Origin of the sequence: Rhodomicrobium vannielii ATCC 17100, assembly GCF_000166055.1 — a bacterium.
Lineage (GTDB): Bacteria > Pseudomonadota > Alphaproteobacteria > Rhizobiales > Rhodomicrobiaceae > Rhodomicrobium > Rhodomicrobium vannielii.
The window spans coordinates 3,710,802-3,735,041 of sequence record NC_014664.1; the positions used below are offsets into that span (position 1 = coordinate 3,710,802).

Here is a 24,240-nt window from a genome sequence, read left to right on the forward strand (position 1 = left end):
TTGTGAACGCGGTATTACTTCCGGTTCGCGGCGCGCGTGACAGCCACCACGGGATCGTTGCTCACCGCCGCCGGATTGTTGGCATGCAGATGGATCAGATCTTTCGATTCCACGATGCCGCTGTCGTGGCCTTTCCAGGGGCCGCCAGGATTGAGCGTCAGCGAAAGCTGGCCCAGCGTCGCGGCGAGAGCGAGCTTCTTCGCGTCGTCGGATGTCACCTCAAGCGTGACGGTTTTCAGCGTCTGCAGGGAAACCTCGGCGGCGCGTCTGTAATTCTGATCGACCGCGAGCACGCGGATGTTCTTGAGAACGTCACGGTGAACGCGGGATCGGGATCGCGCCCGTCTTCGCTGCGCTGCTCGTTCTTGGTCAGAAGCACGTCCACCATGTCGCCCGGCTGGAGCAGCCCGCCAACCGATGCCGTATCGTTGACGCGGATCGTGGCGCCGCTCATGCCCGCCGTGAGGCGGCCCGCCAGTGAGAGATCGTTGTTGTTGACGAGCTTCGATTGCAGGATCGGCTCGTTCTCGGCGAGAGGCAGCGCGACGCGGCGCTTCTGTTCACCGGCGAAGACTTCGTTCTTGGTGGCGAAGACGCCGCTCGGAAGCGCGCGGCGCATGCTCGCCAATTCCGTATCCGTCCGGTGAAGGCCGCCTTGCGGTGGAATTAAGAGACGGCTCTTGTAGGTGATGGTTTTCACGACAGGAGCGGGACTAAACACCTAGCCCACGCGGTAATTGCCGGGCGAAACGCCCGTCCATTTCTTGAACGCTCGATGGAACGCGCTGCTTTCGGTAAAACCGAGGTCGAATGCGATGGACTGGATTGTGGCGTCGGTGCGCGAGAGGAGCGAGATCGCGAGATCGCGGCGGAGGTCGTCGAGGATGACGCGATAGGACAGCCCCTCGTCGTCGAGGCGACGTCGCAGCGTCGAGGATGACAGATGAAACTCGGCGGCAATCTCGTCGAAGGTCGGCCATGACGCCGGGTCGAGGGTGCGCAGCCGCCGCCTGATCAGCGCCGACCACGTCTGCCAGCCGCGATATTTCACGAGAAGGTTCGCCGGAGCCTGCCGGAGGAAGGGCTTGAGGTCCGCCTCGTCGCGGATCACCGGAAGGTCGAGATAGAAGCTCTTGAAGAAGGCGCGCGTCTCCCTCGCGGAAAATTCGAGGCGCGGCGAAAACATGATCCGCCATTCCGGGCTGAAATCCGGCTCCCCGCAGCGGAACTGGACGCTCACGAGCGGAATCCGGCGGCCGACGAGCCAGCAGGCAAGGCCGTGCACCACGAGCAGATACGTCCCGTAGGCGAAGGCCCGCGCGGGCGGCGGACGGACACCGCGCGGCAAGCCGCAGGCCGCATCGCCGAGCGTGATATGGCAGTAGCGATCCTCGCGCGCGAGGCGGCCCTCGATGCCGTCGAGCGAAAGACGCAGGTAGCGCAGCGCACGCTGGAGCGCTTCGCCGAGCGTGCGCGTGCCGAGAACGGCAAGGCACAGCATGGCGAAGCTGCCGGGCTTCATGGCGCGTATGTCCATGCCGAAGAATTCGTCTTTCAACTCGCGCGTCAGATGCTGCCAGAGAAGCGCGTATTGCGCGACGGGCACGCGCGCCTGCGCCGAATGGAGCAGGTCTGGCGAGATGGAGGAACGCTGAAGCACACGCGCGACATCGATGCCCCGCTGGCGCGGCACCACCAGCGCCTCGCGCACGAACGCGATGGAGATCGTGTCGCGTTCGCCACGGCCGTCGCTCGCTTCCTCCAGTTTGGCGAATGTGTCCTGCAAGTTTCCTCTCGTCCGCCCCCCATTGCCAGTCGATTAGACGATGGACGAAGGCCAAATCCGCCATCGAGATTGAGGGGATCGGTCATCGTCCGACACGCGGGTTTACGATAGCTTCGCCGCAAATAGAAAGACGCGCAACTCCCGAGGCGATCGCGCGGAAAAACACATCCGAGCGCAGGAAAACCATGATTATCAAGGACAATGTCTTCGTCGTTACCGGGGCGGCCTCTGGTCTGGGGATGGAAACGGCACGCAGTATCGCGGCGCAGGGCGGCCGTGTCGTCCTCGCCGACGTCAATGAGGGGCAAGGGGCCGGACTCGCCGGGGAAATCGGACCCGCCGCGCTTTTCGTCCGCACCGACGTGACGGATGAGGCAAGCGCGAGCGCGACAATCGAGGCGGCGACGGCGTTCGGTCCGTTGCGCGGCCTCATCAACTGCGCGGGCATCGCCCCTGCGGCTAAGGTCGTCGGCCGCGACGGACCGCACCCCCTCGACATGTTCGCCCGCGTGATTTCAGTCAACCTCGTCGGCGCGTTCAACATGATGCGACTCGCGGCGGCTTCGATCGCGAAGAGCGCCCCGACCGAAACTGGCGAGCGCGGCGTGATCGTCAACACGGCCTCCGTCGCCGCCTTCGAGGGGCAGATGGGGCAGGCGGCCTATGCGGCGTCGAAAGGCGGCATCGTTTCGCTCACGCTGCCGGCGGCGCGCGACATGGCGAAACTCGGCATAAGGGTGATGGCCATCGCGCCGGGCATCATGGAAACGCCGATGCTGATGGGACTTCCGCGGGACGTGCAGGAGTCGCTTGGGCGCACCGTGCCATTCCCGGCGAGGCTTGGGCGCACGGCCGAGTTCGCTGCGCTTGTGCGACACATCATCGAAAACCCCTACCTCAACGGCGAGGTCATCCGCCTCGACGGCGCGCTGCGCATGAACGCGGTCTGATCCGCGCAACGGATTGAAGCAGCATTGAAATTCTGGAGGAAACCATGAGCAAAAACACCGACGCCATCGTCATCGCGTCCGTCGTGCGGACACCAATCGGCGCGTTTCAGGGCGCGTTCGCGAGCCTCGCCGCCCCCGAACTCGGCGCGGTGGCGCTTCGGGCAAGCGTTGAGCGCGCAGGGCTCACGGCATCCGACATCGATGAAGTCTTTATGGGCTGCGTACTCGGCGCTGGCGTGGGCCAGGCACCCGCGCGGCAAGCCTCGCTCCGCGCCAAGCTGCCGCTTTCGGCGGGATGCACCACGATCAACAAGGTGTGCGGTTCAGGCCTCAAGGCGGTGATGCTCGGCCACGATGCGATCCTTGCCGGCAGCGCGCGTGTGGTCTCGGCGGGCGGCATGGAGTCGATGACGAATGCGCCGTATCTTCTGCCGAAGGCGCGCGGCGGACAGCGCCTCGGCCATGACCGCGTGCTCGACGCGATGTTCTTCGACGGGCTGGAAGATGCTTATGGCCCTGAAACGAAGGGGCGGCTGATGGGCACTTTCGCGGAGGAGTGCGCGGCCGCCTACGGCTTCACCCGCGACGAGCAGGACGCTTACGCCGTGGCCTCCGCGACGCGGGCGCGGGCGGCGGTGGAGGGCGGCGCGTTCGATTGGGAGACGGTGCCGGTCACCGTCGAAACCCGCAAGGGCGCGGCGATCGTGGAGCGCGACGAACAGCCGGGTCGCATCGACATCGCGAAAATCCCCACGCTGAAGCCTGCGTTCCGGGAAGGTGGCACGGTGACAGCCGCCAATTCGAGTTCGATCTCTGACGGCGCGGCCGCTGTCACGCTGATGCGCCGCTCGACGGCGGAGGCGAAAGGCGTCGCACCGCTGGCGACGATCCTCGGCCATACGACCTATTCCGACGAGCCGCGCCTGTTCCCGACCGCGCCAATCCATGCGATCCGGGCGCTCCTCGACAAACTCGGCTGGCGCGCCGGGGATGTCGACCTGTACGAGATCAACGAGGCCTTCGCCGTGGTCGCCATGGCGGCGATGCGCGACCTCGGGCTTCCCCATGACAAGGTCAACATCGGCGGCGGGGCATGCGCGCTAGGCCATCCCATCGGCGCATCGGGCGCGCGCGTGCTCGTGTCGCTGATCGGCGCGCTGAGGCGGACGGGCGCGAAGCGCGGCATCGCGAGCCTGTGCATCGGCGGCGGCGAAGCCGTTGCGCTCGCTATCGAAATCGACTGATGAATTTGAGGGAGGCTTCCATGCTGCTCGCGTCGGAACATGAAATGATCCGCGACACGATCCGCGCCTACACGCGTGAAAACATCACGCCATTCGCCGCGGAGTGGGATCGCAACCACACCTTCCCGGCCGCCGCTCTGAAAGGGCTCGCCGAACTCGGCGTGATGGGCGTGGTGGTCCCCGAGGAATGGGGTGGCGCGGGCATGGACTACCTTTCGCTCGTGCTCGCCATCGAGGAAATCGCGGCGGGCGACGGCGCGACCTCCACCATCGTTTCGGTGCAGAACTCGCTCGCCTGCGGCATCACCTGCGCCTACGGCTCCGCCGAGCAGAAGGAAACGTGGCTGAAGCCGCTGGCGCGCGGCGAGAAGCTCGGCTGCTTCTGTCTGACCGAGCCGCATGTCGGATCCGATGCGTCAGCCATCGCGACGACGGCGCGGCGCGACGGAGACAGTTTCATCATTAACGGCGCGAAGCAGTTCATCACCACGGGCAAGCATGCCGACGTCGCCATCGTGTTTGCGGTAACGGACAAGAGCGCCGGCAAGAAGGGGATCAGCGCCTTTCTCGTGCCAACTGCGACGCCCGGCTATGTGGTGGCGCGGATCGAGGACAAGATGGGCCAGAAGGCGTCCGACACGGCGCAAATCCTGTTCGAGAACTGCCGCGTGCCCGCCTCGGCTCTGCTCGGCAAGGAAGGCGACGGCTACCGCATCGCGCTCTCGAACCTTGAGGCCGGGCGTATCGGCATCGCCTCGCAGGCGGTGGGCATGGCGCGCGCCGCGCTCGAAGCGGCCGTGGCCTATGCAAAGGAGCGCCAGACCTTCGGCAAGCCTATCATCGAGCATCAGGCCGTGAGCTTCCGTCTTGCCGACATGGCGACGGAGGTCGACGCCGCGCGGCTTCTGGTCTGGCGGGCTGCTATGCTGAAGGACGCGGGGCTGCCGTGCCTCAAGGAAGCGTCAATGGCGAAGATGTTCGCCTCCGAGATGGCGGAACGCGTTTGTTCCGGCGCGATCCAGGTTCACGGCGGCTATGGCTATGTCAGTGACTTTCCGGTGGAACGCATTTACCGCGATGTGCGCGTTTGCCAGATTTACGAGGGCGCGAACGACATCCAGCGGCTCGTGATCGGCCGCGCCATCGCCGCCGCATAGAAGAAACGATCATAAAAACAATAGGGGAGGGTACGCATGTCTTTCAGGGAGCTTTACCTAGCGAAGCGCGCGAGCGCACACGACGCCGTTTCGCTCGTGAAGGACGGCGAAACCATCGTTGTGCCGACCGGCGTAGGCGAGCCGCCGCTGCTGCTCACGGCGCTGTCGGATCGGCGGTGTGAATTCCACGGCGTGCAGGTCTGCCAGATCCTGCCGCTGCGCCGCTTCGACTATTACGATCCCGAGACGATCGCGCACGTCCGCCACACGGCCTATTTCTTCGGCGGCCCGTCGCGTCCGGGCGGGCAGGAAGGCTGGATCGACTATCTGCCGCAGTATTTCTCCGAGCTTCCGCTGCTGATCAAACGGGATCTCGTTCCCGCCGATGTCGTTTTCGCGCTTGCCTCGCCGATGGACAAGCATGGCTTCTTCGCGATCAGTCTCGGCACGGACTACACGATGGCGGCGCTGGAAAAGGCGCGCAAGGTGGTGCTTGAGGTCAACCCGCGCGTGCCTTTCACTTACGGCAATTGCCATGTGCATATTTCGAAGGTGGATGCCATCGTCGAAAGCGAAGACCCGCTGATGGAAGTCGGGCTCCCCGCAATCGGCCCGGTTCAGGAAGCCATCGGCAAGCTCGTGGCCGAGATGATCCCTGACGGCGCGACGCTTCAGATCGGCTACGGCGCGATCCCGGACGCAGTGGTGATGCAACTCACGCACAAGCAAGACCTCGGCATCCATACGGAAATGCTGGGAGACGGCATCCTGAGGCTGATCGAGGCTGGCGTCGTCACCAACAAGCGCAAGAACTATCTGCCGAACAGGATCATCGCGACCTTCGCGCTGGGTTCGCAGCGGCTTTATGACTTCATGGACCGCAACCCGGCGCTGGAAATGCACCCCGTCGACTTTACCAACGATCCCTATCTCGCGTCGCGCAACGATAATCTCATCGCCATCAACGCCACGATGCAAGTCGATCTGGTGGGTCAATGCGGTTCGGAAAGCCTCGGATTCGTGCCGTATTCGGGGACTGGCGGGCAGGCGGATTTCGTGCGCTCGGCCAATCGCTCGATCGGCGGCAAGGCGTTCATCGTGCTGCCCTCCACCGCGAAGAACGACACGATCTCGCGCATCGTGCCGACGCTGAGCATCGGCACGCACACCACCACCGGCAAGAATGACGTCAATTTCGTTGTGACCGAATACGGCGTTGCGCAGCTTCGCGGCAAGACGGCGAAGCAGCGGGCGCAGGCGCTGATCGCCATCTCGCATCCGAAGTTCCGCGCGGAGCTTCAGGAAGAGGCCGCCCGCCTGCGCCTCGACTAACGCGGGGAGAACGCGACAAGATACGACGGATGCATTCGCACACGAGTACAGAAAAAGAGGATCGACATGGAACTGGGACACTTCGTTGGCGGCAAGATGATCGCCGGGCAGTCGGGGCGGTTTGCCGATGTCTTCAATCCCGCAACGGGCAAAGTTGAAAAGACGGTCGCGTTGGCGACGAAGGCCGAGGTTCGAGCGGCTGTCGAGAACGCGAAGGCCGCGCAACCTGGCTGGGCGGCGGTCAACCCGCAGCGGCGCGCGCGCGTCATCATGGAATTCGTGCGGCTTCTGCACCGGGACATGGACAAGCTTGCGGAAGCCCTGTCGCGTGAACATGGCAAGACCTTCCCCGACGCCAAGGGCGACATCATCCGCGGGCTGGAAGTGGCTGAATTCTGCATCGGCGCGCCGCATCTTCTGAAGGGCGAGTTCAGCGAAGGCGTCGGGCCCGGCATCGACATCTATTCCGTCCGCCAGCCGCTCGGGGTCGTCGCGGGCATCACGCCGTTCAACTTCCCCGCCATGATCCCGATGTGGAAGTTTTGTCCTGCCATCGCGGCAGGCAACGCGTTCATTCTCAAGCCGTCGGAACGCGCTCCCTCGGTGCCCCTCATGCTGGCGGCGCTCATGCAGGAAGCGGGTCTGCCGGACGGCATCCTCAACGTCGTGAACGGCGACAAGGAGGCTGTGGACGCCATCCTCGACGATACGGACATCTGCGCTGTCGGTTTCGTGGGTTCGACGGCCATCGCCGAATACATCTACACGCGCGGCTGCGCGGCCGGTAAGCGGGTCCAATGCTTCGGCGGGGCCAAGAACCACATGGTGATCGCTCCCGACGCGGATCTCGATCAGGTCGCAGACGCCCTCATCGGCGCGGGCTATGGAGCCGCCGGCGAACGCTGCATGGCGATTTCGGTGGCCGTCCCCATCGGCAAGGATACGGCCGACCGGCTGCTTGAGCGCCTCATTCCCCGCGTCGAGAAGCTCAAGGTTGGCCCCTACACCTCCGAGACCGTGGATTTCGGTCCGCTCGTGACCGCCGATGCCAAGCGCCGCGTGCTGGGTCTTGTCGACAAAGGCATCGCCGAAGGGGCGTCTCTCGTTGTCGACGGGCGCGGCTTCTCGCTTCAAGGCTACGAAGACGGGTTTTTCGTCGGCCCGTGCCTCTTCGATAACGTCAAACCCGACATGGAGATCTACAAGGCCGAGATTTTCGGTCCCGTGCTATCCATCGTCCGTGCGGACACCTACGAAGAAGCCCTCGATCTGCCGATGAAGCATGAATATGGCAACGGCGTCGCCATCTTCACCCGCGACGGCGATACCGCGCGCGATTTCGCGTCACGGGTCAACGTCGGCATGGTGGGTATCAACGTGCCGATCCCTGTGCCGCTCGCTCACTATACCTTCGGCGGCTGGAAGCGCTCCGGCTTCGGCGATCTCAATCAGTTCGGGGCGGATTCTTTCCGCTTCTACACGAAGACCAAGACGATCACGTCGCGGTGGCCGAGCGGCGTCAAGGAAGGCGCGAGCTTCGTCATTCCGACCATGTGAAGACTTCCATCCAAACGCAGCCGGTCGGGGATCGTTCAAAGCTTTCGGACACCCGACCGTATTTCCACATGTTCATTCAAGGTTTGCGGGGAAGCTGATGGATTTCGGCTTGAGCGAGGAGCAGGCGGCCTTTTTCGAAATGGCCAGGACGTTCGGTCTGGAGCGCCTCGCTCCCGGTGCCGCCGTCTGGGACGAAAACAAAAGCTTGCCTCTCGATGTCCTGAAGGAAGCGGGGAGCCTCGGGTTCGCGGCGATTTACGCGGGCGAGGAGCATGGCGGAACGGGGCTGACGCGGCTCGATGCGGCGCTAGTTTTTGAAGGCCTGTCGCTGGGGTGCCCGTCGATCGCAGCGTTCCTGTCCATCCACAACATGTGCACATGGATGATCGACGCCTTCGGCAGCGAGGAGCATCGCGCGCGTTGGATTCCGAAGCTCGCGAAGATGGATGCGGTCGCCTCTTACTGTCTGACCGAGCCCGGTTGCGGCTCGGACGCGGCCGCGCTCCGCACAACGGCGGCGCGCGATGGCGACGAGCTTGTGTTGAACGGAGCCAAGGCCTTCATCTCCGGCGCAGGTCTCTCGGATCTCTACGTTGTGATGTGCAGAACGGGCGCGCCCGGACCGTCGGGAATTTCGGCGGTGCTGGTGGAAAAGGGGACGCCCGGTCTGAGCTTCGGAGCCAATGAGAAAAAGATGGGCTGGAATGCGCAGCCAACCGCTGCGGTTCAGTTCGACGATTGCCGCGTGCCCGCCAGCAATCTGCTCGGTGTTGAAGGCGACGGCTTCAAATACGCCATGCAAGGGCTCAACGGCGGGCGTCTCAACATCGCCGCCTGCGCGCTGGGCGCAGCGCAAACCGCGCTTGACAAGGCGTTGAATTACAGCGGCGAACGCAAGGCTTTCGGCAAGACGCTCGATCAGTTTCAGGCCCTGCAATTCAAGCTGGCCGACATGGAGATCGCGCTTCAGGTGGCTCGGTGCTTCCTGCGTCAGGCCGCGTGGAAGCTCGACCAGAAAACCGCCGATGCCGCGAAATTCTGCGCCATGGCCAAGTGCTTCGTGACCGACGCGGCCTTCGATGTCGCGGATGAGGCGCTGCAAATCCATGGCGGCTATGGCTACCTTGCGGACTACGGGCTTGAGAAGATCGTTCGCGATTTGCGCGTGCATCGGATCCTCGAAGGCACGAATGAAATCATGCGCATGATCACCGCGCGAGCGATGGTTGAGGAGAGGGGCCGATGAGTGAAGAAGATGTCGTCATCCGCAAGGAGGGCCGCGCGGGACGCATAACGCTCAACCGCCCGGCCGCGATGAACGCGCTGACCTGGGCAATGGCGCTCAGGATCGAGCAAGCGCTGGATAAGTGGGAGCACGATTCCGGGGTCGATGTCGTGGTCGTGGACGCTGCGGGCGAGAAAGCCTTCTGCGCCGGGGGCGATATCGCGGACCTCTATAAAAAAGGCCGCGCAGGAGACTTCGACTACGGCCGCAAGTTCTGGTGCGACGAATATCGGCTGAATGCCAAAATCCATCGCTACGCCAAGCCTTACGTGGCCTTCATGGATGGCATCGTCATGGGCGGTGGGGTTGGCGTCTCGGCGCACGGGTCGCATCGGATTGTGACCGAGCGTTCCGTCGTAGCCATGCCCGAAACCGGCATCGGACTCATTCCCGATGTCGGAGGAACGTTTCTGCTGTCGCGGATGCCGGGACGGTGCGGAGAGTATATCGCCATGACAGCGGCGCGCATGGGGCCGGGCGACGCCATTTATGGGGGATTCGCCGATCTTTACATGCCTGTCGAACGGACGGCGGCTGCCATCGCCGCGTTGTGTGATACGGGCGATGTCACGCTTTTGGACGCCCATTGCGAAGTCGCGCCAACGTCCGCGCTTGCCGCGAACCGGGTGGAAATCGACGCGCTCTTCGCGAGCCCGGATGCGGTTTCCATCGTCCAATCCCTCGAAAATGCCTCCTCGTCGCTGGCAAGGGATGCGGCGAAAGCCATCCGACGCAATTCTCCGCTTGCCGTGACGGCGGCATTGCTGGCCGTGCGCCGTGCCCGCGACCTCGCATCCATTGAGGACTGTCTGGCTCTCGAATATCGCTTCACCTACCGCTGTCAGGAGATGAGCGACTTTCTCGAAGGAATTCGCGCCGCCGTGATCGACAAGGACCGCAAGCCCAACTGGCGGTTCGCGCGGCTTGAGGATCTGGACGAGACGCGCGCGGAGGCGCTCCTCGCCTCGCTTGGGACGGAGGAATTGCCGCATTCGCCACCAGAACGGCGACATCCTGAGAAGCCGGTTCAATCATAACGATAACAGAGGAAACCTCCATGAAACGGGTCGCATTCATTGGCCTCGGCAATATGGGACTGCCCATGGCCGTCAATCTGCTGAAAAACGGATTCGATGTCCGGGGCTTCGACAAGGGGGCAACGGCAGCCTCCGCCGCCCTTGCCGCTGGCGTCGCGATGGAGAGGAGCGCGATTGCCGCCGTGACGGATGCCGATGTCGTGGTGACGATGCTGCCGAACGGCGCGATCCTGAGGCAGGTCTATGGAGAGATCGTTCCTGCGGCCAAGGCCGGCGCGTTGGTGATCGATTGTTCCACTGTAGATGTGGAAAGCGCGCGCGCGGCTCATGATATGGCGAGAAACGCCGGGTTGAAATCCGTGGATGCGCCGGTTTCCGGCGGCGTTGGAGGCGCGGCTGCGGGCACACTGACATTCATGTCCGGTGCCGATGTCGAGGCATTCGAGGCTGCACGGCCGATCCTGTCGGCGATGGGAAAAAACCTCGTCCATTGCGGAGAAGCGGGCGCGGGGCAGGCCGCGAAGATCTGCAACAACATGGTGCTCGGCATTTCCATGATCGCTGTGTGCGAAGCGTTCGCACTGGCCGACAAGCTCGGCCTCAGCCGTCAGGCGATGTTCGACGTCGTTTCCACGTCGTCGGGGCAATGCTGGTCGATCAACACCTATTGCCCAGCCCCCGGCGTCGGCCCGAAGTCTCCCGCCGACAACGAATACAAGCCCGGCTTTGCGGCCCCGCTCATGCTGAAAGATCTTGGCCTCAGCCAACAGGCGGCCGCAAGCGTCGGAGTCGAAACGCCCCTCGGCCAGCACGCCGCCGAAATCTATGCGCGGTTCGTTGCCCAAGGCGGCACCGACAAGGACTTCTCCGGCATCCTGCCATGGCTTGCCGCCAGAGCGAACGAAGCGTGATCGGGGGCATGACGATGACTGAGAATACCGAAGCAGACGCCATCCTTGTGGAACGCGATGGCAGGGTTGCGATTCTGAGGCTCAACCGGCCCAAGGCCCTGAACGCTCTCAACAACAGTGTCATGCGCGCCATGGCTGCCGCCATCGCCGCGCTCGACACCGATACCGGCGTCGGCGTTATCGTCATCACCGGCTCGGACAAGGCGTTCGCGGCGGGTGCCGACATCAAGGAGATGGCAGACCGCTCCGCCGTCGAAATGGCGATGTCGGATTGGTTTTCGGGTTGGGACGCCGTTGCAAGATGCCGCACACCGCTCATCGCCGCAGTATCCGGCTTCGCTCTCGGAGGCGGCTGCGAACTCGCCATGATGTGCGACATCATCATTGCCTCGGAGACGGCGAAATTCGGCCAGCCCGAAATCAAGCTCGGTGTCATCCCTGGTATGGGTGGATCACAGCGGCTCACGCGCGCCATCGGCAAATACAAGGCGATGGACCTCATCCTGACGGGTCGTCTGATCGACGCTGGCGAGGCGGATCGTGTCGGATTGGTTTCCCGGGTGGTTCAACAGGCGCGCTTCTGGGACGATGTCATGACAACCGCGCGCATGATCGCGGGCTTCGGCAAGCCGTCGGTCATCGCCGCCAAGGAGACGGCAAACCGTGCTCTGGAGGTCAGCCTCGCCGAGGGGCTGCTTTTTGAACGCCGCGTATTTCACGCGCTCTTCGCGACGGAAGACCAGAAGGAGGGGATGAACGCCTTCGTGGCCAAACGCCCGGCGGAATTCAGGCATCGCTAGAGCGTTTTCGAGCGAAGAGGCACCCTGTTCGCTCGAAGAAAACGCGCCAAAGCACGAGGCTGAAGCTTTTTGCGCGATTCCTGAAACGCGAAAGCTTCAGAGCCGACCGGTTGGGGGCAAACCAGTCCGATCGGCAAGACATCTTCAAACCGGGACAGGCGACGCCGTGAGTTTTGGCCCGATTTCCATGCGGGACGACACACACACGGCCGCTTGAAAGCCACCGAAAAAGCGGATGGGCCTGATGGCCCAGATCTGAGCGAGACGAGACGCGCGGCCGGAAGCCTCCCGTAGAAACCGGTCTCGCCCGGCCTCCTCGCCCTCGAGCCGAAAGGCTGTCCCGGCGTATTCCAGACCGCGTATCATCGGTCAGTCGTAATGGCGGGTCGCCTTCGCGTTTTACGGCACCGCGATAAAGCTCTGGATTTCGTCTCACGTGAAGCGGTATCGATCTCGCTCGAAAGCCGCAGCCCCCTGGGTGCCAAGGCCGTAAATTGCCGTAGAAGCAACGAGCGGCGGTCTTCATGTTCCTGAAGCGGTGCAACGAGAGGCAAGAATGGCGTCAGAAAAGCTCACCGAAATCTCGCAGCACCCCTCTCCGAGCGAGGATGCGGGTGCAGACGTCGCCGATTATCTGCTCGGGTCTGACCTGTCGAAGCTGCGCGGTTGGGTCGAAGCGAGATCGGCCTCATTCCTGAGGAGCGCTGATGCCGGGGAGCGGTCGCCGATCCGGCGCGTTCGGGAAAAATTTCGATCCTGCGAGGTGCCCGACACCGCCATGGCGTTGGACGATTATCTGTCGTTGCTCGATCAGGATGTTCTGCCGCATTGCTCGTCGTTGGCCTCGCCGCGCTACCTCGGACACATGACATCGCCCATTCCCGGCTTCCTGCCGGAGCTGGGGCGTCTGGTGCAGACCCTAAACCAGAACGTCGTGAAGATGGAAACCAGCGGCAGCCTGACGTTCGTGGAGCGTCAGGTTCTCGGGATGCTGCACAAGGAAACCTACGGTTTCGACACTGCGTTCTATGACCGCCGCGTGCAAGATCGCGATTCGACGTTGGGCCTCTTCGCGAGCGGCGGCACCATCGCCAATCTGACCGCGCTTCGGGCGGCCAAGCAGCGGGCGAGCGTACACGCAGGCGGCGGCGCCCGCATGGCCGTGATTGGCTCGGAGTTGATGCACTATTCCTTCGCCAAGGGTGCGGACCTGATGGGGCTGGAACTGCGCAGGGTGCCCGTCGACGAGCAGAACCGCATGCTTCCCGCGGCGCTTGAGCGGGAGATCGAAGCTTGCGAGGCGGAGGGCGTCACGGTCGCCGCGCTCATTGCCATCGCCGGAACGACGGAGTTCGGAAGCGTCGATCCGCTGGCTTCGATCTGCCGTCTCGGGCAGGCGCGTAATATTCATGTCCATGTCGATGCAGCGTGGGGCGGCGGCTTTCTGCTCAGTCCGCGCAATCGCCATATCCTCGCCGGGATCGAGTTGGCGGACACGGTCACCATCGACGGACACAAGCAGCTCATGGTCCCGCTTGGATGCGGGATGCTGTTCTTCCGCGACCCGGAAGTGTCGAAAACCATCATGCATCACGCGCCCTATGCGGTGCGGCCCAACTCCGAAGATCAGGGGCGTTTCACGCTCGAAGGCACGCGCCCCGCAACGGCGATCTATGTCCACGCCGCTCTGCACCTGATCGGAAAATCCGTCTACGATGCACTCTTCTCCGCCAGCCTTGAGCGGACACGGATCATGGCGCGCCATATCGAGGGGATGCCGGAGTTCGAACTGACCTCCCGCCCTGACATGAACATCCTGACCTATCGCTACATTCCCGAGGCGATGCGGGGCACCACACCGGGGCCTGCCGACAATCACCGGATCAGCCGCTTCAACGTCGCGTTGCAGCGCGCGCAGCGCGACAAGGGCGACAGCTTCGTATCGCGGACGTTTCGGCCTGTGTCGCGACATGGCGATGAGCCGCTCGCGCTTCTCAGGGCCGTCCTGCTCAATCCGCGCACCACGGAAGACGACATCCTCTTCCTCCTGCGCGATCAGGTCGGGATCGCCCGGGAACTGGAAAACTCCCCGGCGTTTCATGAATGACCGCTGCCGCACCGCGCAGGATCCGGCGCAACATGCCGCCAGCTGAACCGTCGCAGTGAGCGCAGAGAACTGCGTTTCATGCGCCGAAGGCATGGGTACGCCTTTTTCATTCGCCGGAAATGCTGGCGATGTCGCGGTGACGGCGCGCGTCAAGACGCTTCTTTTCCGAGAGCGCGATGTCGAGCACGACATCGAAGCCCGGACGCGGTAGCGGGGGCGGAGCGGGCGCTTTGGTGGCAAAAATTCAAAGCTGCACTGGAATTGATTGTTGCTAGGAAGTGTATGCCCAGCGTCACCTGATCGAATGCTGTTTCTCGAAGCTCAAACAGTTTCGACGCATCGCTACGAGATATGAAAAGACCGCCCGAAACTACCGCTCCATGATCGCGCTCGCAGCAACCATCTTGTGCATCCGATAAATGTCCACACTTCCTAGGTGTTCAGTCCCGGCGTGTGATGGTGTATCATTAACGCCGTCACAGCGGGACGAGCCAAGCTATCGGTTAAGCAATGATCCAGCCCGCCACGAATGTCGTTTTGACGGATTTCTTTTCGAGGCACGCCGCCGTACGGTGAGCGTCACAAAGCGAGAAGCTCGCATTCGCTCGAATTTCAATCTACGGCTTGGCAATAGGAGCGCGCCGACAGCAGAATCTCCGGCGCGCGTCCCTCGAATTTATTCGTTAGGTGTTCAGTCCCATGCTGTGATGGTCGAGCGGTTGCGACCGAGCTTGCGCGACGAAGATGGGCGTTGGTGGGCGGATTATGTGCGCTTACGCGTCGCCGCCAGACTTTTGCCGCGATAGGGCGCTTGTGTCGCTCAGCGATCTCCGGCGTCGGGCTTGGCTTCCCTCGCTTGCGCTGCCGGAGCGCTCGCCGCCGTGGAAACGTCGCTTCGAGAACCCTTCTTGATGGTGGTGCTCTTTCGCTTCTGCATGCCCGGAAGCGTGCTGCAATCGGACGCTGCCTCATGCGCAGGGAGCGATTTCGATCGGTCTTTACGCGTCAAATCGATTTCGATTTAACGCGAGCTGATCTATTGGTGAAAAGCGGTCGTGTTCGCTCTGGCCGCTCGGAAGATCGACCGGCGCTCACAAAGCGGACGCGTCGGTCGGCAACAAGAACTTCGGGCGTCGGCGCGAGCGCGCGGCGTTTCAACGGTCCAGGCTTTCCGGTATGATCATGAATGCGCGGCAGATAGCTCTTTCGACGGTCCTTGCCGGTCTTGCGCTCGTGGCACCCGGCACCCCGGCGTCCGCCGACAGGATCGCCAATTCGACGGCGGTCTTCGCGGCGCTCGACAAGGTGACGGGCCGCGTTCAGCCGCTCGAAATACCGATGGGACGCACTGTCACGTTCGGCGCACTGACCATTACGCCGCGCGCCTGCTACACACGCCCGTCCACGGAGACGCCGCTGACAAGCGCCTTCATCGAGGTGGACGAGGTCGTGCTCGACGGCTCGTCGCATCGCATCTTCACGGGCTGGACGTTCGCGGAAAGCCCGGGGCTTCACGCGGTGGAGCATCCCACCTTCGACGTGTGGCTGACGAGTTGCAAGACACCTTCGGCGGACATATCGGCCGGGAGACGGTCGAACGCGCCGAAACCCTGAAGCGCCTGCTCCAGCCGCCGGTGGAACGCCGCGCGGCTTATCTCCTGAGCGCCGAATTGCCGCAGGTGCTCGGTGACGAATTGCGTGTCGAGCAGACAGAAATCGCCATAACGGAGCCTTGCCGCGAGATAGACGAGCGCCACCTTCGAGGCATCGGTTTCGTAGGAGAACATGCTCTCGCCGAAGAAGGACCGTCCGAGCGCCACGCCGTAAAGTCCGCCGACAAGCTTGCCGTCACGCCACGTTTCGACGGTATGGCAGTAGCCCATGTCGAAGAGATCGGCGTAAAGTTCGCGGATGCGCCTGTTGATCCAGGTGGTGCGGCGCCCCGCGCGCGAGGACGCGCAGCCCTCGATCACGCCGTGATAGTCGCTGTCGACGCGGACCTCGAACTTGCCCTGCTTGATGACGCGGGCAAGCCGGCGGGGCACGTGCAACCCTTCAAGGGCGAGGATACCGCGCCGTTCCGGTTCGATCCAGTAAAGCGTCGTATCCTCGGCACTTTCGGCCATCGGAAAGATGCCGCAGGCATATGCTTTGAGCAGAACCTGCGGCGTGATTTCAATGCTGAGATTGGAGGGCGATCCCATGGTCCGCGAACCTGCCTTTTCGTCGCGAAAGAACCCGTCCCTCTAATCTAATGCTTCTGGAGATAATTTTCGAGCCAGTGAATGTCGTAAACCCCGTCGACGATGTCCGATTGCTGAATCAACGTTGAAAACAGCGGGATCGTTGTCTCGATGCCGTCGATCACGAACTCGCCGAGCGCACGACGCAACCGCATAAGGCATTCATTGCGGTTCTTGCCGTGCACGATCAGCTTGCCGATGAGGCTGTCGTAATAGGCCGGGATGGTGTAGCCCGCATACACGCCGGAATCGACGCGCACCCCGAGGCCTCCCGGCGGGTGGAAGTAGGAGATCTTGCCGGGCGATGGTCGGAAGGTGGTCGGGTTTTCCGCGTTGATGCGGCATTCAATGGCGTGGCCGTCGAAGCGGACTTCATCCTGCGTGAAGGAGAGGCCCGCACCGGCCGCGATCTGGATCTGTTCGATCACCAGATCGATGCCCGTGACCATTTCCGTCACCGGATGCTCCACCTGAAGGCGGGTGTTCATCTCGATGAAGAAGAACTCTCCGTCTTCATAAAGGAACTCGACCGTACCGGCGTTGCGGTATTTCAGCTTGCGCATCGCGCGCGCAACCGTCTCGCCGATCTCCTTGCGCTGCGCCTCGTTGAGCGCGGGCGAAGGCGTTTCTTCGAGGATCTTCTGGTGGCGACGCTGGAGGGAGCAGTCGCGTTCGCCGAGATAGACCGCGTTGCCCTTGCCGTCGCCGATCACCTGAATTTCGATGTGGCGCGGCTTCGATAGATAGCGTTCGAGATAGAGCGCGTCGTCGCCGAAAGCGGCCTTCGATTCCGCGCGTGCGGTCGAGAGCGCGATCGGCAGTTCGGCTTCCGTGCGCGCGACCTTCATGCCGCGTCCGCCGCCGCCCGCCGCCGCCTTCACGAGCACCGGAAAGCCGATCTCGCGTGCGATGGCGATGGCTTCCTCGTTCGTCGTGACGGCGCCGCCGGAGCCGGGCACCACGGGGATGCCGAGTTCTTTCGCGGTTTCCTTCGCGCGGATCTTGTCGCCCATGAGCCGCATATGCTCGGGCGTGGGGCCGATGAACGTGACGCCGTGCTCTTCGAGGATCTCGGCGAAGCGCGCGTTCTCGGACAGGAAGCCGTAGCCTGGATGAAGCGCGTCGGCGCCGGTGATCTCACAGGCTGCGACAAGCCGGGGAATATTGAGATAGCTTTCGCTCGCCGCCGGCGGGCCGATGCACACGCTTTCGTCGGCGAGGCGCACATGCATCGCATCGGCGTCGGCCGTGGAATGCACGGCGACCGTCTTGATGCCGAGTTCCTTGCAGGCGCGCTCGATGCGAAGTGCAATCTCTCCGCGATTGGCGATCAGGATCTTGTCGAACATGAGCCTGCCGCCTTATTCAATAATCATGAGCGGTTCGCCGTATTCGACGGGCTGCCCGTTCTCCACAAGGATGCGCTTGACGGTGCCGGAGCGAGGGGCGGCGATCTGGTTCATCGTCTTCATGGCCTCGACGATGAGCAGCGTATCGCCCTCGCGCACCTGTGAGCCGACCTCGACGAAGGTCGACGCGCCCGGTTCCGGCGAACGGTAGGCGGTGCCGACCATCGGGGATGTCACAACGCCCGGATGATTTTCGAGGTTGGACGCTGGCGCGGATCCTCCCCCGGGGCCGACGCCGGCAGTGGCGGGAGGCGCGTAGCCGGAAGGGACCAGATTCGTCTGGACGCTCAGCGTGCGCGCCACGCGAACGCGAAGGTTGTTTTCCTCGATCTCGATTTCGGTCAGGCCCGTTTCATTCAGAAGCAGGGCGAGATTCCGGATCAGATCTTCATTCGGATATTTGTTGGCCGTCTCAGGCATGGGGACTCCGGTTGATTGGAGCGGAAGCCTTCAGGATTTCCGCCACCGCGTCGAGCGCGAGCCCGTACCCTTGCGCGCCAAGTCCGCAGATAACCCCGGTTGCGGCCGGAGAAACATAGGAGCGATGGCGAAAGGCTTCGCGCTTGTAAATGTTGCTCAGGTGCACTTCGATAATCGGGAGCGAAAGCGCACGCAAAGCATCATGAATTGCGACCGATGTATGCGTGTATGCGCCCGCGTTCAGAATGAGGCCAGACGCCGCATGGCGTGCCTCCTGAATTTGGTCGACCAGCACGCCCTCGTGATTTGTCTGCCGAAAATCGATGGAAACGCCGAGAGTGGCGGCACGGTTACGCAAGGCGTCCTCGATGGTCGCAAGCGTATTGCCGCCATAAATCTCCGGCTCGCGTTCGCCGAGGAGATTGAGGTTCGGGCCGTTGAGGATGAAGATCGGCTTCAAGGCAACAGGTCCATGGCTTTCGAAAAGACAAGCGACAGGGCCGGGCGAACCCGGCCGTGCTCTTGTTAACAGCTTTCGTATCTCAGCGCAAAAGCGTCAGGATTTTTTCTCGTCTTTTGCACCGGGCGCGGATGCGGCTTCGGCGCATGCCTTGCAGCCGTCCTTGCGTGTATCTTCGACGACCTTTTTCAACGCGTCGTAATCTGCGGCGCCGGGAGTGACCTTGTCGCCGACGACGAAGGTTGGCGTTCCGTCGACGAACATGCGCTTGCCGATCTCGCCGATTTTCGCCACGAGCGCCTCCGTCTCGGGTGAAGCGCTATCGGCCTTCACCTTCTCCATGTCGAGGCCGATCTGTTCGGCGACCTTGAGTGCGCTTTCCTTGTTGGCGCGGCCTGCGGCGAACATCGCCTTGTGGAACTCGAAATATTTGCCCTGTTTCGCGGCGGCGAGGGCCACTTTCGAGGCATCGGCCGAGCCTTGCGACAAGATGGGATATTCCATGAACACCACCTTGACCTTCTTGTCGGCGTCAAGAAGCTTTACGACCTCCGGCAGAGCGTGGCGACAATAACCGCAATTATAATCGAAGAACTCGACGAGCGTGACGTCGCCCTGACCAATCGTCAGCGGCGCGAGCTCTGATTTCAGCCCCGAAAGGCTCTTGTAGAACTCAGGCATGCGCGAACGGGTGGCTTCGCCGCGCTTGGCTTCGGCCTTCTTCTCGAAGGCGTCCTGAACTTCGAGCAGGATTTCCGGGTGAGAGACGAGGTAATCCTTCACGATCTTCTCGATGGACCGCGTCTGTCCATCGGTGAACGTGTCCGTCTGCGCGCGTGCCGCAATGGGTGCCGCTATGGAAAGGGACAGGGCCATCGCCGCCGGCACGGCAAGCGCGACGGCTCTCTTCATTATCGTTTTCATCAGTCTCTCCGGGATTTCCGTTTCTGGTGGCTAGCGCAAATCGACGCGGCTAACCACGCACTTTTTCCATCTTGAAGTTTACGATGTCGTCAGCCTTGACCCAGCCGGGCGAACCGGCGGCAAGACCGTTCTTTGCGCGCTCCGCCATCATCTTGGCCACCTTCACGTCGCCCTTGTGGAAAGCTGCCAGCGCCGAGGCGAGGTCGGCTTCGGGGAAGCGTCTGAGCTTGCCGTAAGCCTGTGCCTGGAGGCGATAGCCGAGATAGGACTGCTCTTCTTCCACCATTCCCACGCGCAACAACTGAAGCGCTTCATCTGCGCTGCCGCCGCCGCTTTCGAGGATCGCCTGCGCCAGCTCGATGCGCATGAAACCCGACTTCGACACGAGGGACACCGCCTTGCGGAACGGCGCGACCGCTTCCTTCGCCCTTCCGCTTTCGAGAAGAAATGTGCCTTTCAACTCGTGAAACCAAGGGTTCTGCGGCTGCTGCGCGATAAGTTCCTCAAGGGCGGGCGCGGCGGACGGATAGCCGCCCATGTGATACTTCATGATGGCGCGCGCGTAGCGGGATGGCAGGCCGTTGTCATTATACTGGCGTGCGATCGCCTGCGGGTTGTTCTTCCATGTGTAGGCCGCGATCTTGGCCCGCACGAGATCGTGGCGAAGCTGAAGTTGCGCCGAATCCTTCTGACCGAAGTACGGGCTCTTTTTCGCGATTTCCTCAAGCTGCGCGATGCGCTCGGCGGGCACCGGATGCGTCTGGATGTACGGATCGACCCTTGTATTGCCGAGCGACTGGTTCGCGAAATAGCGGAAGGTCTTCAGCATCCCCGCCGGCGACTGCTGCGACTTGTTCAGGAACTCGACACCGGCCTGGTCGGCGGCGGATTCCTGCGCGCGTCGATAAGAGAGGATCGAGCGCATCAGCACCTGCGAGCCGCCCATCATCATCGCCGAGCCGCCCTGCATCGCTTCGCTGCTACCGCTTGCCGCGCCGCCGACCATAGTGCCGATGCTCAGGACCTGGAGCATGAGCGCCGCCGTCTGCATCTTCGCGATCTGCTGGCGAAGGCCGGTGATATGGCCGCCCTTGATGTGCCCCGTCTCGTGGGCGATGACGCCGATGATCTGGTTCGGCGTCTCGGACTGAAGGATCGCGCCCGTGTTGATGAACATGTTGCGCCCGTCGACGACGAACGCGTTGAAGCTGCCATCGTTGACGAGATGGACCTTGATATTGTTGCCGGAAACGCCCGCCGCGCGGAAGATGGGCGCGGTGTAATCGGCGATGAGCGCCTCGGTCTCGGCGTCGCGGATAAGGCTGATTTCCTGCGCCGCAGCCGTAGCGCTCGCCGCAGTGGCAAAAATTGCGACGCAAGCCGCCAATTTTCTCAAGCGCGAAATCGTTTGTGATAAAGCCATTTGGAAACTTCCACCCCGGATGGCGCCGCTTGCCGAAGGTTCATACCGAGCCGACGGGGCATGCATCGAACGGAATTTTTTGAGGAATAATGGCGGTGGAATTCGGGCGTAAGGATGACGCGGGCGCGGTTCGCTGCCTGCGGATCTATGGACCGGACAGGCTCGCGAAAGGATGAAAGGCCATGGACGAAAACGTGACACATAGCGAAGCGCCCGCACGGACCGTGCTTTCGCCATCGCTTCGCAGCGCGATCGGCGCGTTCGTCGTCATGGACGTGATGCGCGAGGCGAACCGGCTTCAGGCGGCGGGTGGCGACATCATCCACATGGAAGTTGGCCAGCCGGGCACGCCCGCGCCGCGCCTCGTGCGCGAGGCGGTAAAGCGCGCGATCGATGACGGCCCGCTCGGCTATACTGACGCGTTGGGCCTCCCGGCGCTTCGCGAACGCATCGCGCGGCATTATGCCGATGCCTACGGCGTTAACGTATCGCCGTCGCGCATCGTGGTGACGACGGGCTCGTCGGCGGGCTTCGTGCTGGCGTTTCTTGCGCTGCTCAACCCCGGCGAAGGGCTCGCGCTGCCACGTCCGGGCTACCCCTGCTATCGCCAGATCGCGCGCGTGCTCGACCTCGTGCCGGTGCCTGTCGCGGCGGGCGCTGTCACAGGTTACGCGCCGACGCCGGATGCGCTGGCCGCCGCCTTCCGCGACCGAGGCGCGCGCGCCGTAGTGCTGGCCAGCCCCTCGAACCCGACCGGCGCCATGCTATCGCCAGCCGCGCTCGGCCTCCTCGTCGAAACGGCGCGTGAGGCGGGCGCGTGGTTCATCTCGGACGAAATCTACCACGGGCTGACCTACGGCGCTCCGGCCGCGACCGCGCTCGCCTTTTCGGACGACGCCATCGTCATCAACAGCTTCTCGAAATATTACTCGATGACCGGCTGGCGGGTTGGCTGGATGGTCGTGCCCGAGCGCCTAGTGCGTGTGTTCGAGCGCGTCGCGCAGAACCTCTACATTTCGACGCCCACCGCCTCGCAAGTTGGCGCGCTGGCGGCGTTCGAAGCGGTTGAGGAACTGGAGGCGTACAAGGCCGTGTATGCCAGAAACCGCGACCTGCTTCTGGAGGAACTGCCGCGCGCTGGCTTCGGCCGCCTCGCCCCCGCCGATGGTGCCTTCTACGTGTATGCAGACGCAGGCGCTATCACCGATGATTCCGCCGCTTTCGTGCGCCGCATGCTGGCGGAGACGGGCGTGGCCGCGACCCCCGGCGTCGATTTCGACGAGGAGGACGGGCACCGCTTCATTCGCTTCAGCTATGCCGGGCCGTTCGAACGCATGCGCGAGGCGGCGGCGCGGCTGAAGGCGTGGCGCGGCTGAAATTCCCAGATTGAACGCAACTTAAATCACGAAAGAGGCCGCGTGGGCGTCGGGCGTGACTTCGCGGCCTCTCCCGCTTTCACCGAGCCCAGGCGGGGCCGGTGTTTTCAAGCGCGACCACGCAGGGCTGCGCAAGTTCCGCTTTATGCTGCGTCAGGCAGCGACGCACCTGTCCTTGCACATGCTCCACCTCCGGGCAGAACTTCGCGATCTCCGTCATGCAGAGGCTCGCCACCGGGCCGGTACCGGGGCCACGATCGGCGGCCGTCGATTCGACCGCGGTCAGGCACGGTTCTGAAAGCTCCTTGATCTTGCCCGCGAGGCAATCGCGCTGCCCCGCAGCCGGAACAGTCGCGCAGTGCTTTTCGATATCGGCGGGACACAGCTTCGTGACGATACCCTGCCACATGCCTCTCCCGCCGCCCATTCCGCCGCCGCCCATTCCGCCGCCGCCCATTCCGCCACCCATGCCACCTTGAGCCGCAGCCCCGGTCGCGAGCGCGAGTCCGAGCGCCGCCGCAAGTGCCATTCGTGCAGGTCTCATGCAATCCTCCTGTGGCTGTAACGCTGGTGAAACGAATTTGACATTCGCGATTGAGCTTCACCCAGATGTCAAAAGCTCCACCAGAAACATGAAGTTGCTCTTGGTCTTGCGATTCCGACATTCGCGAGGGTGCCGCACGCGGACGCACAAGCCGAAATCTGAACCGCCAGAAGCTTGCGCCCTGAAACGTGAGGCTTTGCTGATTGCGGATGTCAGCGAGTTGTCAGTTTCGAGCATGGGAAGCCTCGCAATTGGTTCCGTTGGACCAAAATTTCGAATAAGCCTGCAAAAAATAGAACAAACCACTTGAACATTGGGCATCACCGTAAGCTGCGGCGTTTCGAAGCGCGGCCGCGAAAGCCGCTCCGCTTTCGCCGGAAAGCTGCGCGAGCCGTCCGATGGCCGCGACAGGCGCGCCGAAGCGACGCGCCCTTTCACCCTTCGGGCGCTTCGGCCTTGAACGGATGGGCTTTCCCGCCTTTATGGTGATTGGCGAGGATCGGCCGACGGCCCTTGCAGCGGGCGCTTCAGCCCCATCGCGAAGCTACAGGTTTCTAATCTGACGCGTTTTCGTCACGCGAAACGACATTCCTTCGCTCGAAAACGCTCTTTGGAGCACACACGTTGAATTTTCAGGATCGCTTTTCGCGGCCGGGCGCAACCGCCGCCCTGATCGAAAGGCTGAATGCAGACCTCCTTTCCCATCCGAGCGCGACCGACACGCTCGACCGCTGGTGCCGCGCGTCAGGCCGCCTTCCAAGCGCGGCGCTCACCGCCGAAGTGCACCGCGACGGCGCGCGGCGTGACCTGACCGACGAAGAATGCGCACGCCTCGCCATCTCGCCGGACGACGCGCTGCGCTATCGCCTCGTGCGCATCTTCTTCGGCGACAAGTTTCTGTCCGAAGCGGAAAACTGGTATATCCCGGCGCGGCTTCCCGCTGAAATGAACCACCTTCTTGAAGAGACGGAGACGCCGTTCGGGCGCGTGGTCGAGGATCTCGATTTCCGGCGCGAAACGCTGTCGTCGGACGTGCTGTGGACGCCCACCTCAGACGCGCGCGCGCCGATCCTTCGCCACCGCGCCATCCTCTCGAACGGCGCGACGCCGATTTCGCTCGTGGTCGAGACTTATCAGCCGGGCGTGCTGTTTTTCCACGCGGGGTGAGTGCAAGTGAAGAGTCTCAAATGCTGGTGCGCACGGAGGGACTTGAACCCCCACGCCTTGCGGCAGTAGGACCTAAACCTACCGTGTCTGCCATTTCACCACGTGCGC

At 63.0% G+C, this 24,240-nt stretch carries 23 protein-coding genes, 1 tRNA gene and 1 pseudogene; 14 read left to right on the forward strand and 11 right to left on the reverse strand.

Features of this window, described 5'->3' with window-relative positions:
• Positions 1–14 precede the first annotated feature (14 nt).
• From RVAN_RS20930 to RVAN_RS17070, 3 genes are all read right to left on the reverse strand, one after another.
• Complete coding sequence (locus RVAN_RS20930; protein WP_049779507.1) at positions 15–293, reverse strand: RcpC/CpaB family pilus assembly protein; 279 nt, start codon at positions 291–293, stop codon at positions 15–17.
• On the reverse strand, positions 236–619 hold the full coding sequence (locus RVAN_RS20935) for an RcpC/CpaB family pilus assembly protein (protein ID WP_245258006.1): 384 nt from the start codon (positions 617–619) through the stop codon (positions 236–238). The genes RVAN_RS20930 and RVAN_RS20935 overlap by 58 nt, the downstream gene beginning before the upstream one ends.
• Positions 620–721: 102 nt before the next feature.
• A complete protein-coding gene (locus RVAN_RS17070; protein WP_013420946.1) occupies positions 722–1,786 on the reverse strand; it encodes an AraC family transcriptional regulator in 1,065 nt (354 codons plus the stop codon).
• 185 nt (positions 1,787–1,971) lie between these two features.
• Here RVAN_RS17070 and RVAN_RS17075 point away from each other — a divergent pair, with 185 nt between their 5' ends.
• From RVAN_RS17075 to RVAN_RS17135, 12 genes and pseudogenes are all read left to right on the forward strand, one after another.
• The gene (locus RVAN_RS17075; RefSeq protein WP_013420947.1) at positions 1,972–2,736 is read left to right on the forward strand and encodes an SDR family NAD(P)-dependent oxidoreductase; all 765 of its coding nucleotides are present in this window, start codon (positions 1,972–1,974) and stop codon (positions 2,734–2,736) included.
• A gap of 44 nt (positions 2,737–2,780) precedes the next feature.
• Positions 2,781–3,980 carry an acetyl-CoA C-acyltransferase gene (locus tag RVAN_RS17080; protein ID WP_013420948.1) on the forward strand — a complete coding sequence of 400 codons (1,200 nt, stop codon included), beginning with the start codon at positions 2,781–2,783 and terminating at the stop codon, positions 3,978–3,980.
• Between the two features lie 20 nt (positions 3,981–4,000).
• Complete coding sequence (locus RVAN_RS17085) at positions 4,001–5,137, forward strand: acyl-CoA dehydrogenase family protein (protein WP_013420949.1); 1,137 nt, start codon at positions 4,001–4,003, stop codon at positions 5,135–5,137.
• Between the two features lie 36 nt (positions 5,138–5,173).
• The gene (locus RVAN_RS17090; RefSeq protein WP_013420950.1) at positions 5,174–6,469 is read left to right on the forward strand and encodes an acetyl-CoA hydrolase/transferase family protein; all 1,296 of its coding nucleotides are present in this window, start codon (positions 5,174–5,176) and stop codon (positions 6,467–6,469) included.
• 66 nt (positions 6,470–6,535) lie between these two features.
• The gene (locus tag RVAN_RS17095; RefSeq protein WP_013420951.1) at positions 6,536–8,026 is read left to right on the forward strand and encodes a CoA-acylating methylmalonate-semialdehyde dehydrogenase; all 1,491 of its coding nucleotides are present in this window, start codon (positions 6,536–6,538) and stop codon (positions 8,024–8,026) included.
• Positions 8,027–8,123: 97 nt separating this feature from the next.
• Entirely contained in the window at positions 8,124–9,272 is a 1,149-nt protein-coding gene (locus tag RVAN_RS17100; protein ID WP_013420952.1) for an acyl-CoA dehydrogenase family protein, read from the forward strand.
• Positions 9,269–10,348, forward strand: a complete 1,080-nt coding sequence (locus RVAN_RS17105; protein WP_013420953.1) for a 3-hydroxyisobutyryl-CoA hydrolase — start codon at positions 9,269–9,271, stop codon at positions 10,346–10,348. Before RVAN_RS17100 ends, RVAN_RS17105 begins: the two co-directional genes overlap by 4 nt.
• A gap of 20 nt (positions 10,349–10,368) precedes the next feature.
• A complete protein-coding gene (gene mmsB, locus RVAN_RS17110; RefSeq protein WP_013420954.1) occupies positions 10,369–11,259 on the forward strand; it encodes a 3-hydroxyisobutyrate dehydrogenase in 891 nt (296 codons plus the stop codon).
• 14 nt (positions 11,260–11,273) lie between these two features.
• Positions 11,274–12,059, forward strand: coding sequence for an enoyl-CoA hydratase (locus RVAN_RS17115; RefSeq protein WP_013420955.1), 786 nt, complete (start codon positions 11,274–11,276; stop codon positions 12,057–12,059).
• A gap of 556 nt (positions 12,060–12,615) precedes the next feature.
• Positions 12,616–14,166 carry an aminotransferase class V-fold PLP-dependent enzyme gene (locus tag RVAN_RS17125; RefSeq protein WP_013420956.1) on the forward strand — a complete coding sequence of 517 codons (1,551 nt, stop codon included), beginning with the start codon at positions 12,616–12,618 and terminating at the stop codon, positions 14,164–14,166.
• 278 nt (positions 14,167–14,444) lie between these two features.
• A pseudogene (locus tag RVAN_RS19865) lies at positions 14,445–14,585 on the forward strand (transposase); the annotation flags it as partial.
• A gap of 763 nt (positions 14,586–15,348) precedes the next feature.
• Positions 15,349–15,780, forward strand: a complete 432-nt coding sequence (locus tag RVAN_RS17135) for a DUF2155 domain-containing protein (protein WP_245258007.1) — start codon at positions 15,349–15,351, stop codon at positions 15,778–15,780.
• On the opposite strand, the gene aat is transcribed toward RVAN_RS17135, so the two are convergent.
• From aat to RVAN_RS17165, 6 genes are all read right to left on the reverse strand, one after another.
• Complete coding sequence (gene aat, locus RVAN_RS17140) at positions 15,678–16,370, reverse strand: leucyl/phenylalanyl-tRNA--protein transferase (protein WP_013420958.1); 693 nt, start codon at positions 16,368–16,370, stop codon at positions 15,678–15,680. The two genes, RVAN_RS17135 and aat, sit on opposite strands and share 103 nt — an antisense overlap.
• Before the next feature lie 47 nt (positions 16,371–16,417).
• Positions 16,418–17,758 carry an acetyl-CoA carboxylase biotin carboxylase subunit gene (gene accC / locus RVAN_RS17145; RefSeq protein ID WP_013420959.1) on the reverse strand — a complete coding sequence of 447 codons (1,341 nt, stop codon included), beginning with the start codon at positions 17,756–17,758 and terminating at the stop codon, positions 16,418–16,420.
• Between the two features lie 12 nt (positions 17,759–17,770).
• Positions 17,771–18,238 carry an acetyl-CoA carboxylase biotin carboxyl carrier protein gene (accB, locus tag RVAN_RS17150; RefSeq protein WP_013420960.1) on the reverse strand — a complete coding sequence of 156 codons (468 nt, stop codon included), beginning with the start codon at positions 18,236–18,238 and terminating at the stop codon, positions 17,771–17,773.
• Entirely contained in the window at positions 18,231–18,698 is a 468-nt protein-coding gene (aroQ, locus tag RVAN_RS17155; protein ID WP_013420961.1) for a type II 3-dehydroquinate dehydratase, read from the reverse strand. Before aroQ ends, accB begins: the two co-directional genes overlap by 8 nt.
• Positions 18,699–18,794: 96 nt before the next feature.
• Positions 18,795–19,610 (reverse strand): DsbA family protein, encoded by an 816-nt coding sequence (locus RVAN_RS17160; protein ID WP_169309581.1) that lies wholly within the window; start codon positions 19,608–19,610, stop codon positions 18,795–18,797.
• A gap of 61 nt (positions 19,611–19,671) precedes the next feature.
• The gene (locus RVAN_RS17165) at positions 19,672–21,045 is read right to left on the reverse strand and encodes a M48 family metalloprotease (RefSeq protein WP_013420963.1); all 1,374 of its coding nucleotides are present in this window, start codon (positions 21,043–21,045) and stop codon (positions 19,672–19,674) included.
• Positions 21,046–21,227: 182 nt separating this feature from the next.
• Between RVAN_RS17165 and RVAN_RS17170 the strand changes: the two genes are divergently transcribed.
• The gene (locus RVAN_RS17170) at positions 21,228–22,421 is read left to right on the forward strand and encodes a pyridoxal phosphate-dependent aminotransferase (protein WP_013420964.1); all 1,194 of its coding nucleotides are present in this window, start codon (positions 21,228–21,230) and stop codon (positions 22,419–22,421) included.
• A gap of 79 nt (positions 22,422–22,500) precedes the next feature.
• Here RVAN_RS17170 and RVAN_RS17175 read toward each other — a convergent pair whose 3' ends face one another.
• Positions 22,501–22,965, reverse strand: a complete 465-nt coding sequence (locus RVAN_RS17175; protein WP_013420965.1) for a hypothetical protein — start codon at positions 22,963–22,965, stop codon at positions 22,501–22,503.
• 624 nt (positions 22,966–23,589) lie between these two features.
• On the opposite strand from RVAN_RS17175, the gene RVAN_RS17180 reads away from it, so the two are divergent.
• The gene (locus RVAN_RS17180) at positions 23,590–24,132 is read left to right on the forward strand and encodes a hypothetical protein (RefSeq protein ID WP_013420966.1); all 543 of its coding nucleotides are present in this window, start codon (positions 23,590–23,592) and stop codon (positions 24,130–24,132) included.
• 24 nt (positions 24,133–24,156) lie between these two features.
• Here the strand turns inward: RVAN_RS17180 and RVAN_RS17185 are convergent.
• Positions 24,157–24,240 (reverse strand) — tRNA-Leu (locus tag RVAN_RS17185).